12 protein-coding genes are annotated in these 10,706 nt (G+C 55.9%); 4 read left to right on the top strand and 8 right to left on the bottom strand.

Annotated elements, in window-relative coordinates:
* Positions 1–113: 113 nt before the first annotated feature.
* Positions 114–410, top strand: coding sequence for a hypothetical protein (locus ABYV26_RS12575; RefSeq protein WP_372681490.1), 297 nt, complete (start codon positions 114–116; stop codon positions 408–410).
* Positions 411–520: 110 nt separating this feature from the next.
* On the opposite strand, the gene ABYV26_RS12570 is transcribed toward ABYV26_RS12575, so the two are convergent.
* The 8 genes from ABYV26_RS12570 to ABYV26_RS12535 all read right to left on the bottom strand — a co-directional run bounded on the left by ABYV26_RS12570 (position 521) and on the right by ABYV26_RS12535 (position 7,429).
* Positions 521–1,018, bottom strand: a complete 498-nt coding sequence (locus ABYV26_RS12570) for a pyridoxamine 5'-phosphate oxidase family protein (RefSeq protein WP_372681488.1) — start codon at positions 1,016–1,018, stop codon at positions 521–523.
* Positions 1,019–1,181: 163 nt separating this feature from the next.
* Positions 1,182–2,408 (bottom strand): aminotransferase class I/II-fold pyridoxal phosphate-dependent enzyme, encoded by a 1,227-nt coding sequence (locus ABYV26_RS12565; RefSeq protein WP_372681486.1) that lies wholly within the window; start codon positions 2,406–2,408, stop codon positions 1,182–1,184.
* Positions 2,405–2,977: a flavin reductase family protein gene (locus ABYV26_RS12560; protein WP_372681484.1), complete on the bottom strand. Its 573-nt coding sequence runs from the start codon at positions 2,975–2,977 to the stop codon at positions 2,405–2,407. Before ABYV26_RS12560 ends, ABYV26_RS12565 begins: the two co-directional genes overlap by 4 nt.
* Positions 2,952–3,854 (bottom strand): molybdate ABC transporter substrate-binding protein, encoded by a 903-nt coding sequence (locus ABYV26_RS12555; protein ID WP_372681483.1) that lies wholly within the window; start codon positions 3,852–3,854, stop codon positions 2,952–2,954. Before ABYV26_RS12555 ends, ABYV26_RS12560 begins: the two co-directional genes overlap by 26 nt.
* A gap of 123 nt (positions 3,855–3,977) precedes the next feature.
* Positions 3,978–5,444, bottom strand: coding sequence for a dynamin family protein (locus ABYV26_RS12550; protein WP_372681481.1), 1,467 nt, complete (start codon positions 5,442–5,444; stop codon positions 3,978–3,980).
* A gap of 248 nt (positions 5,445–5,692) precedes the next feature.
* The gene (locus ABYV26_RS12545) at positions 5,693–6,076 is read right to left on the bottom strand and encodes a hypothetical protein (protein ID WP_372681479.1); all 384 of its coding nucleotides are present in this window, start codon (positions 6,074–6,076) and stop codon (positions 5,693–5,695) included.
* 15 nt (positions 6,077–6,091) lie between these two features.
* Positions 6,092–6,943, bottom strand: a complete 852-nt coding sequence (locus ABYV26_RS12540; protein ID WP_372681477.1) for an SPFH domain-containing protein — start codon at positions 6,941–6,943, stop codon at positions 6,092–6,094.
* A 33-nt stretch (positions 6,944–6,976) separates the two neighbouring features.
* Positions 6,977–7,429: an NfeD family protein gene (locus tag ABYV26_RS12535; RefSeq protein WP_372681475.1), complete on the bottom strand. Its 453-nt coding sequence runs from the start codon at positions 7,427–7,429 to the stop codon at positions 6,977–6,979.
* A gap of 380 nt (positions 7,430–7,809) precedes the next feature.
* On the opposite strand from ABYV26_RS12535, the gene ABYV26_RS12530 reads away from it, so the two are divergent.
* The 3 genes from ABYV26_RS12530 to ABYV26_RS12520 all read left to right on the top strand — a co-directional run bounded on the left by ABYV26_RS12530 (position 7,810) and on the right by ABYV26_RS12520 (position 10,551).
* Complete coding sequence (locus tag ABYV26_RS12530) at positions 7,810–8,763, top strand: MBL fold metallo-hydrolase (RefSeq protein ID WP_372681473.1); 954 nt, start codon at positions 7,810–7,812, stop codon at positions 8,761–8,763.
* Entirely contained in the window at positions 8,750–9,670 is a 921-nt protein-coding gene (locus ABYV26_RS12525) for a dihydroorotate dehydrogenase (RefSeq protein WP_372681471.1), read from the top strand. Before ABYV26_RS12530 ends, ABYV26_RS12525 begins: the two co-directional genes overlap by 14 nt.
* 299 nt (positions 9,671–9,969) lie before the next feature.
* On the top strand, positions 9,970–10,551 hold the full coding sequence (locus ABYV26_RS12520) for a chalcone isomerase family protein (protein WP_372681469.1): 582 nt from the start codon (positions 9,970–9,972) through the stop codon (positions 10,549–10,551).
* The last annotated feature ends 155 nt before the right edge of the window (positions 10,552–10,706 follow it).

The raw sequence follows: 10,706 nt of genomic DNA, 5'->3' as shown, positions 1-10,706 counted from the left end.
TTGCCTGTGTCCCACCGGACCAGCGGCCGTATGTAAAAACGCACCAGTCGGTCGAAAGCCAACCGGTTCAAAATAGAACCGGGGGGGCAGCCAAGGAAAAAACGAGCCGGTCCATGGCCGCATCGGAAAAAGAGACCGAATCATCCGGAGGCACCTGGCAATGGCGAAAGTCTCAACACAATCAAGCACTGGATCAGATGCAGGCGGAGTTAAAAGCAACCTTCGCGGCGCTTCAGACCGAACGGTCTGCACTTGAAGCCAAGGCACCGGCCAAAGGGGCGGCTTTTGAGGAAAAGGTTGCTTACACCGAAAAGGTGGAGGCCTTGAACGCCAAAATTGCCAGCTATGAAGAACAGCTTGATGCGTTTAATCAGAAAGTGAACGCCTACAATTCTCAGGTCAAAAAATAAAATGCTGCCTTGAGGCCGTGACCCTCCATATACCTGAGGCTGGTCAGGCCGCCCAGCTTATCCAGGCACCACTGCCGCCGCCTCCCGCGCTAGCGAGGGGCGGTGGTCTTTTACTGCCAGTCGATCCGCTGCCGGGCGCCGAACCCGAAGCGGTTGTCGATGTAATACACCGCAGTTGGCGTAAAGGCGTAAAGTCGTGCCTTGAACCGTGTAAAAAAGGCGGCCAGGTCCGGTGCCGGGTCGTCTGGAAAAAATTCCCTGGTAAAGGAGAAACGCTTCAGATACGCGGCAATCACTTTGATCGACAATGCTATGGAATCTACCCGCTCCAGCGTCCCCGTCATCTGGATGCCGCGAATGGCCTGCCATGAATCCGCCGATTGAAACACCGACGCGGCCGCCTCGCCTGATTTCACGGCCTGTTGAATATGGCGGCTTTGGGGTGAGGAGAAGAAGTAGAAACGGCCCTTGAGGCATACATAGTAAACCGGCGCCGACCACGGCCCTGATTCACCGGCTGTGGCCAGCGTCAAGGTTGATTCACGCTGAATCAGTGCCAGTGCCGCTTCCCGTCCATCCTCGGGCGTCGATTTTGCGCCTGTCGCCAAACCAGCCTCTTGAAACAGCAAAAAAAGACAAAAGCCAAAAAACAAATGACAAACAAATCACAATAGCCAAATTTGAAATTCCAAACTACGGTTGGTTTTGGGTTCTGTTTGAACTTTGGATATTGCAATTCGGATTTGGATGTTTTTGATATGTCGTTTTCTGTTATCGCTTAACCAGCCCAACAGCCCTGACCGCCCGCTCCATTTGTTCGATGCGCTTTTCCAGCCTGCCCGTGTAGCCGATGGAAAGGCGGATCAACCCAGGCGAAAGCCCCATTTTCTCCTGCTCTTCCCGGCTGATTTCCGACGAGGTGCTCGCACCGGAACAGGACATCAGCGTATCGAAATAGCCCAGTGAGACGGCGATGTAGCCGAAATCTTCTTTGTTCTGGAGTTCGTCCAACAGGTCATCGGCCCGTTCGCGGGTGGTGCAGTCAATGGTGAACATGCCGCCATAGCCATAGCCCGTGTTGATCAGATCGGTGGCCAGTTTTTTCTGGGCAAAGGAGTCCAGTCCCGGATAGACGACCGGTACACCCAGTTCCTCCAGTCGGCGGCAGATGGCCAGGGCCCGGCGGGAGTGTTCGCGCATGCGCAGGGCCAAGTGGGGCAGGCGCTGGATGATGTCGTAGGCCATGCGCGGATCCATGGTGGGGCCCAGCAGCATGACCCGGCCGGTATGCAGGTCCATGAGTTGGTGGACCAGCGCCTTGGTGGAGCAGATGGCGCCGGCCACCAGGTCGCTGGCGCCGTTGATGTACTTGGTCATGGAGTAGACCACCACGTCCGCTCCCAGGCGGGCCGGGGAGATCATCATGGGGGTGAATGTGTTGTCGACAACCAGAGCGAGGCCATGGGCCTTGCTCAGTTTGGACAGTGCGCGGATGTCGGCAACTTTCAATGTCGGGTTGCCTACAGTTTCCGTATAGATCACCCGGGTTTTCGGGGTGATCGCCTTTTCAAAAGCCGCTGTGTCTGAGGGGCTCACAAAGGTGGTGGTAATGCCGAACTGCGGCAGCAGTTCATCCAGCAGGGCATGGGTGCCGCCATAAATCGTATCGCTGGACACGATGTGGTCACCGTTTTTGCATAGCTGGAGCAGGGTGCAGGAGATGGCGGACATACCGCTGGCGGTGCATACGGCAAATTCGGTGCCCTCCATGGCTGACAGATAGCGGGCCAGGGTGTCCACCGTCGGATTGAAGTGCCGGCTATAGAGGAAGCAACCCCCCTGCTCAGGGCCGCGGATGCCGCCGAAGATCTCCGGCATGGTTTCCGGGTCCATCACGGTGAACGTGGATGACCGGGATATGGATGGGGTTACGCCGCCGTGCTCGCCAAACTCCCTGCGGGTTTCACACAAGGCCTGTTCCGGATGGAAGTCGTTCATTTTTTACCTCCCTTTCTTTTCTTGCCGATGGAAAACGCCATTCCCACGACTTCACCCAATCGATGATAATTACCGGTCCCCATCGAGAAGACCAGCGGGTCCACTTTGGTGGCGTCGGGTTTGCCGTCGGTCAGGCAGCTTTCATTGACATGGGTCTGGATCACCTCGCCCACGATAAGGGTGTGGGCGCCTAAATCCAGTGTGTGGCGCATCCGGCACTCCAGGTTCACCGGGCAAGACGCCACCAGGGGGGCGTGCTCCAGATCGCCGGTGAACAGATCGAAAACAGACGATTTGTCGACTTTGCGACCTGAATAGATGCCGCAGAAATCCACCTGTTCGACCATGCTGGCCGATGGTACATTGATGGAAAATTCAGCGGTTGCGCGGATGCCTTTTAGCGTGTGGCGTTCACCGCGAATGGCCACGGAAATGGCCGGTGGTTTTGACGAGGCGATACCGCACCAGGCGGCGGTCATGAAGTTGGCACGACCATCCACCATGGCGCCGACAAGAACAGATGGGGTTGGAAATAGCAGGGCTTCAGGGCCCAGACGGGATTTTTTCATTCAGACCTCCTGATGATGGATTGCCGGTTTGACTGCCCGGGGTGATGAATCCGTGTTTTTCATAAATGGTGCGCGCATGATCCGACGCGATGAAGGCTAAAAACCTTTCTGCATTTTGCGGATGGGGGGACCGTTTCAATTTACAGACATAGTAATTGACCCGCTGCCGCTGATCCATTTCGGGCCCGGGTTCGATGACCTTAACGGGCAGGTTGCCGAACCGGGCGTAAACGGCCTCCGTGGCCCAGACGGGACCGACGTCAACGGTCCCTTTCCGCAACCGCAACGGTGTTTCACGATGATGCACCACTGTCATGATGGTCGTGCCTTCGGCCCGCTTTTCCTCCATGATACGCTGCACCAATGCGTCTCCACCCGCATCACGGTACATGTTCATGATGTGGTGGGCGATATCTTCGTTGGCCGGATCCGGCTGGGAGATGCGAACATGGTCGCTGCCCAGGTCTGAAACCGAGGCGATCGATGCCGGGTTGGCGTCAGGGACGAGCAGCGTCAGGCGATTGTGAAGGTAGAGGCGGTGGCTGCCCGGTGCAATTTTTTGGGCGTCGGCCAGCCGTTCCATGGCAATTTCACTCACCGAGGTATAAATGTCCGCCGCTGCATCGATGCGCGCGCCGCGAAAATGAGCGCCACCGGCCAACATTTGTTTGAGCTGAATTCCTGGTGGCAGTGTCTGATAATAAATATGGCGGATTTTCGGATGGCGTTGTTTAAACGCCGACACCAGGTCTTCCATGACCATGAACTGGTTCCCTGCCATGAACAGGTTCAGCTGGCTTTGCTGAATATTTTCCAGTTGGTGGAGATCGTCTCTGCGCGAATCGGGAATGACCGGAGGACTGGCTGTTTCAGCCATGGTGGGCTCCCTCGAGAGATTGGATCGGCATCTTGATCAGGGTGCCTTGGTTGATTCATTCAGGTTGAAGGCGATCGGGATGTCAACTGTTCAAATTTGGCGAACACCGGTTTTCTCATGACCCTACCGATTGACCGGGGACGCTTCGGCATTGGCCCAATAGGGAACCGGTCCGGCTCCTTTTCCTGCCCAGCTGTCATCCATGTCAATTCCGGCCAATTCTTTCAGTGCCTCGCGGATTTCGCGGGATCCACGGTCGTGGATCTGTTTTACCGTGGTATGTTCACCCAATACCTGCGAAAGTGAAAACCGACCGTTGCTGTTTTTCAGGTTGACGTAGAGCAGATCGCGTATGGAGGCCCAGCTGTCGCGACGGGTCTGGTTGGGAAGTGGGGTCAGACTGTCCAGTTGCCGCAACCATTTTTTCAGAAACCGCGAGTAAAGGTATTTCTGCACCAGGGCGAGCCAGAAAATGAGGATCACGGCGCTCAGCAAACCGGCGCCGGTGAACTGGAGCACCGGGTCGAGCCCGGCAAATGGCGGCAGGCCCATGAGGCCCAGCCCGCCGGCAACCCCACCGACCAGTGAAACGGCCAATCCGCTGAAAAACGCCTTCACCCGGAACAATCGCGCTTTCTTGCGATAGCTGATCATACCCTCGAGGAAATGGCAAAGCCTTTCACCGTGTGTTTCCACAAAGGAGGCCAGGTTATCCAGCCGGTGGCAGGGGGCCTGGAGCACCGCTTTTTTCAACTCTTCCCGCTGGTTTTCCAGAAAGTGAAGATAGGCGGACTGAGGATCCTCGGAGCGACCGGATTTATCAGTGGCCGACGGCGAATAGGTCAGATGGATCATGGGGATGTCCTTGCGACCGGTGATCTGGGACAGATTCCAGCACAAGGTTCCATAAACACGCAGCAGGTCGGTCATGGAGGCGCATTCGTCGATGCGGTTGAGCACGTACAACACCCGGTCTTCGAAGGTTTTGGCCGGCAGGGTGTCCCGCAGGCTGGTATGTGCCTCCCGCACCGTACCGGCTTTGTGGGGGTCGAACAGCACCAAGACCAGGTCGGCAATCTGCGCCAGATCGCCAATGACCTCCTGATAGTTATATCCCCGGTCCCTTTCGGTGATACTGTCCAGCATGCCGGGGGTGTCGATAATGGCCAGGTTTTTCAAAAACGGTGAATTGACCTTCTTGAGCTTGAAATGGGAGGCGAACCGCTGGCCGTGTTTCTTCATGGTCTCGAAGGGATATTCGGGATCGTTGAGCAGGAATTTGCCATCCCGTCGATCGGTTACTCGAACTGGTGCACCCTCCGGTTCACCATCGTCATAGGTGATAACGGTAAAGGAGTCATCCGTGGGCGCCTGTCCGGTGCCCTGGACAGCTATTCCTAAAAACTCATTGATCAGGGTGGATTTCCCGGACGAATAGTTGCCCAGCACAAGGACCTGGGGACGCCATTTGATGTTGGTTTCCAAGGGTACTTCGCTATAGCCATAGCGCATGGCCACCGGCGTCAATTGCTCGGATACCATCTCCAGCAGTTCGGTTCGCAGGGCGGTGATATAGTTGTCACGATACATGAAGGTCTCCGGGCGGCAGACAGGTGCGTTTGGTTTTAATCGTGTTTTTGCATCAGAAACACCAGTAGGTATAAGGGGTTCCTGAAAACAAATCAAGCCCATAGGCGTAGAGACGGTTAATTTGGAGGGCGTTATCGGTTGCCGCCGTATTCAGCGGCTTCCGCTCCCTAACGTTGCCAAATTTATTTCATAAACGCCTATTTAACCACACCCGGTCAGCTGTCCTCCGGTTGGTGTCACGATGCGGGTCAATGGCCGCCGCAGCCGCAGCCGCAGTCGCTGCAGCTGCCACCGGCCGCCATGGCCTTGACGACGTCCCGATCCTGCGCCCTTACCACATCGACCACGGTGACCTCGAGCGAAACAGGGGCCATAATGCCGTTTGGCTTGCAAAAGGGAAGTTCCAGATGGCCAACGGTTTCGCAAAGCGTGCCGGGGGTCACGTCCAATCTGATCCGGTCGCCCACCCCCTTTCCGTGAAGCGCTTTTTCAAAGGGAGTGATACCAGAGGGGCCTACACCATATATAAATACAAATGGGCCACTGCTGTCATCCACAACCGATGTGTCGGCGGTTTGAATGGCCAGGGTGACTTTCATCAGGTTTTCGATTGTCTGGGGTTGTTCGGACATGATTACCTCCACGGGTTATTTCCTACCCCCTAAGATTCCCCTTATTGCCGTCGGAATTTCCGCCGGCATCAATACCACCTTGGCATTTGACGACATGGAGAGACTTTTCAGCGACTCCACGTATTTTTCACCGATCAGGTACATCACGGGGATTTCATTGTCACCGATGGCTTCGGTGACTTTCTGGATGGCCCGCTGGCTGGCTTCGGCGAGGACGACCTTGGCCTGGGCATCGCGCTTGGATGCCTCCAGACGGCCTTCGGCCTCTAAAATAGCCGCGGCTTTCTCACCCTCGGCCCGTGTCACCGCCGCTCGCCGCTGACGCTCGGCCGCAGCCTGCTCCTCCATGGCGGACTGCATGGTCTGAGAGGGATTGATGTCCTGGATCTCGACGGTCTTCATGGTGATGCCCCAGTCCGAAATGTCGTCGGAAATGGCTGCCTTGAGTTTGGCCTTGATCTGGTCGCGGGAGGAGAGGGCATCGTCAAGATCCATCTCTCCCACGATGGCACGCAGGGAGGTCTGCACCAGATTCTGGATGGCGAACTGGTAGTTTTCCACGCCGTATACCGCCTTTTCTGGAGAAATGATGTTGATGTAGGCAACGGCGTTGGCGATGATCACGGCATTGTCTCTGGTGATGACTTCCTGGGAGGGGATGTCCAGCACGATGTCCTTGGAGGTGACTTTGTAGGCCACTGAGTCGATGTAGGGAATGATGATATTCAGGCCCGGGCCAAGGGTCTTTTGATATTTGCCCAGCCGCTGAACCACGTGCTTGCTTCCCTGGGGAACGATCCGCACGCCCAGAACCAGGGTAACGATTACCAGCACGACAAAAACAATGACAACGATTAATCCTTCCATATTTTCCTCCACATGTATGGGTGAGCGTTTGGTTTACGCTTTTTTTACTACCAGTGTGTTGCCCGAGATGTCTGCAACCGTCACCCGATCACCTAAGGATACCGACGAGTCGCAGATGAATGACCATTCATCCGATCCCAACAGGGGGGTCGTGAATCGAACCATGCCGCGACGGCCGTTTTCAGGGGCGCGAATCACTTGTCCGGTCTCACCGATGGCCGCCTCGCGGGCAATCCCCGCGCGCGTTCGATCAGTCATCATCGGCCGGATGAATTTGAACCACAGCAGGGTGAATACACACGAGGCAATGGCCCAGATGAACAGTTGCCAGGTGAAGCTGATGTCTGAGAAAAGCAACAACAGCCCGGCGACCCCCAGACCGCCCAACCCGAACCAGAAGATGGTGAAACTGGGAATGAAGATTTCGGCCATGATCAGGATCATGCCAAACACCAGCCAGTGCCAGTATTGAACGGTAAAATTCATGTTGTATCCTGCAAGGAAAAGGGGGTTATGGGATAGCCATCGTGCAACGGTGCAAACGTTTGGGTTTGGCTTGTTCAACTCACAACAGGTCCGACAATTCTGTTTCTCATCTCAATCCGATATCGGCAGATTCCACTCAATCACAAACAGATTCCGTCCCTGAAATGTCAGGGTTTGTTTTGTTGGAGAACCTTAGCACAAATTCTGAACCGGTGGAAGCCGCACTGCCGGACGATCGGCCAACCCAGCGGTAAAAAATCCGGCCAAAACTCCAGCTTGATCAATCACCCCGACTCGTCTATATTACCTGCAATTTTCCGACGATTCAGATTACCCCGGCTGCGGCCAATCAATTCGCCGCAATATTCAGTGGAGGGAACATGGTTGTTGACCGGATCGGGGAACTCGCCAACGGCGTTCACATGTTGGGGCATCGTGCCGTGCCGGTCTATCTTGTCGACGGCGACCGGCCGGCCCTGTTCGATGCCGGTCTGTCCTTTCTTGGACCCGTGTATGCCCGACAGATCCGTCGCGTGCTGGGCGATCGCCAACCGGCGTGGTGCTTTCTGACCCACTCCCATTTCGACCACTGCGGTGCCGCAGCCTATCTAAAAGCCCAGTTCCCGAAGATGCAGATGGTCTGTTCGGAAAAGGCCGCCCGTATCTTTGACCGTCCCAATGCGATTTCGCTGATATTTAATCTCAACCAAATTGCTGCCGGGATGGCGGTCGATTTCGGCGTCGATCCGGGCGACACGACCTTCGAATCGTTCAGCGTGGATGCCACGGCCAAAGAAGGGGATTGTTTCGAAATTTCACCGGGTCTCACGGTCCGGGCCATGGAAACTCCCGGGCACACATGGGATTTTCTCACCTATACCATCCCCCAGCTTAAACTGCTGGTCGCTTCGGAGGCACTGGGAACGCCGGATGAGACCGGCTACATCGTGACCGACTGCCTCGTGGATTACGATGTCCACTACCAGTCCATGCAGCGGTTGCGCACCCTGGATATAGAAACGCTGTGCCTGGGCCATGTCTATTCCTGTACCGGCAGCGACGCCCGGCGACATGTGGCTGAATCCCTGGCACAAAGCCGCCGGTTTCGCAATATGGTAGAGCGGTTCCTGGAAGCCGAAAACGGGCATATCCCGGCCGTGATGAAGCAGGTCAAAGCGGTCGAGTGGGATGGTAAATCCGGGCTTCGGCAACCCGAGCCGGCCTATGTGCTCAACCTGGAGGCCCGCATCAACACCATTGTGCGAAAATGGCAGGCTTCGCGGGAGCACCAAGAACCCGATAAACAGCTGAGAACGTCACATGACCGCACCTGACCTGACCGTCGACATCGGCGGCCTGGAACTTCTAAACCCGGTGATGACCGCTTCGGGCACTTTCGGCTACGCCCGGGAGTTCGACCATTACATTGACCTGAACCGCTTGGGGGGCATCATCGTCAAGGGCCTCTCCCTGAAACCCTCCAAGGGCAACCCGCCCCCGCGAATCGTCGAGACCGATTGTGGCATGCTCAATGCCATCGGTCTGGAAAACGTGGGCATCGACGGCTTCATCAAGGACAAACTGCCTTTTTTAGCGACCCTTCGCCCGCCCATCATTACCAATATATACGGCAAGACCGTTGAGGAGTATGCACGGCTAGCCGAACGCATCGAATCCCTCGATGCCGTCAACGGACTGGAGGTGAACATCTCTTGCCCCAATGTTAAACAAGGCGGCGTGGCCTTTGGCTCAGATCCGAAGATCGCTGCCGAGGTGGTCACGGCCGTACGGGAAAAGACCACCAAGCATCTGATGGTTAAACTCTCACCCAATGTCACCGACATCGCCCTCATGGCAAGGGTGGTCGAAGATGCCGGAGCAGACGCGCTGTCGCTGATCAACACCATTACCGGCATGGCCGTTGATCTGTCCACCCGCCGGCCCAAACTGGCCAACGTTACCGGCGGTCTCTCCGGGCCGGCCATCAAGCCGGTTGCCCTGCGCATGGTCTGGCAGGTGGCCCAGGTGGTGAAAATTCCCATTGTCGGTGTTGGCGGCATCATGAACGCCACGGATGCATTGGAATACATGATGGTGGGCGCCACGGCCGTGCAGGTGGGAACGGCCAATTTCGTCAATCCCGGCAGCACCATGGCGATCATCGACGGCATACACAAGTGGCTGCAGCAGGAAGGTCTCGATAATATAACCCAGTTGATTGGAACCCTGGTGGTGGACTGACCAAGGTCCGAGGACGGAGGACGGAGGACCGAATTCAGAGAATTGCGGATTACGGTTCTCCAGAAAGCTCACGTTCACAACTATTACCAGGCGACCCAGTTTGTCATTCCGGACGTAGCGCAGCGAAGATCCGGAATCCAGGAAGGTTCATGGGGGAGCTGGATTCCCGCTGTCGTGTGAATGACACCCAAAAAAGACCGGCTTGCGTTTTACAGATAACCCTATTGCGGATTAATCCCCAAACCTGCCCTTCGATCGAAACACCAACGAATGGGCGCTGACCATCAAAGGAGAGAAGAATGAGTAGAAGACTGTTTGCATGTGCCCTGGCCGTTGTGTTCGTATGCGTCGTTGCAGGCATCGGGATTGCCGACGAGGTTGAAATCCTGGGGGTGAAGTTTCCCACGGAGAAAACCATCGCGGGCAAGACCCTCAAACTGAACGGGGTCTCCTACCTCAAGAAACTCGGTTTCGTCAAGGTCTACGCGGTTGGCCTTTACCTGGAAAACCCCACCCAGGACCCCAAACAAGTCATCGAATCCGAGCAGGTCAAATATATGCTCACCCAGTACCTGACCAGCAAAGCCACCGCCAAGAAAATCAGCGAAGGATTCGTCGAACTCATGGAGTCTGGCAACCCCAAGGATCTGGTGGATGCCAACCGCGCGGATATCGACAAATACGCATCGTGGCTGGATGCGGACATGAAACCGGGATTGACTTCCGAATCCGTCTACGTTCCCGGCAAAGGGATCACGCTGACCTACCAGGGACAGGTCAAGGGCACCATCCCGGGAAACACCTTCGCCCAGATGTACTATCGTTACAATGTTGGAGAAAATGCGGATAAAAAAATCCGGGAGGGGTTGTTGGGAATGTGAAAAACATCACCCCTGTGACCGGATCTGTCACACCCCTGCGATAAACTGTCGACCATGATCAACCGTGGGTGAGACGGTTGGTGTCCTTCCAATGGTCAAAGGGCATTACCATGAGACAGATCGCATATGGAATGGTGGACTGCTGCTGGATGATC

This window comes from Desulfosarcina sp. (assembly GCF_041551955.1).
GTDB lineage: Bacteria > Desulfobacterota > Desulfobacteria > Desulfobacterales > Desulfosarcinaceae > Desulfosarcina.
The sequence above is the reverse complement of the archived record's forward strand: the minus strand, read 5'-3'. Positions and strand labels throughout refer to the sequence as shown.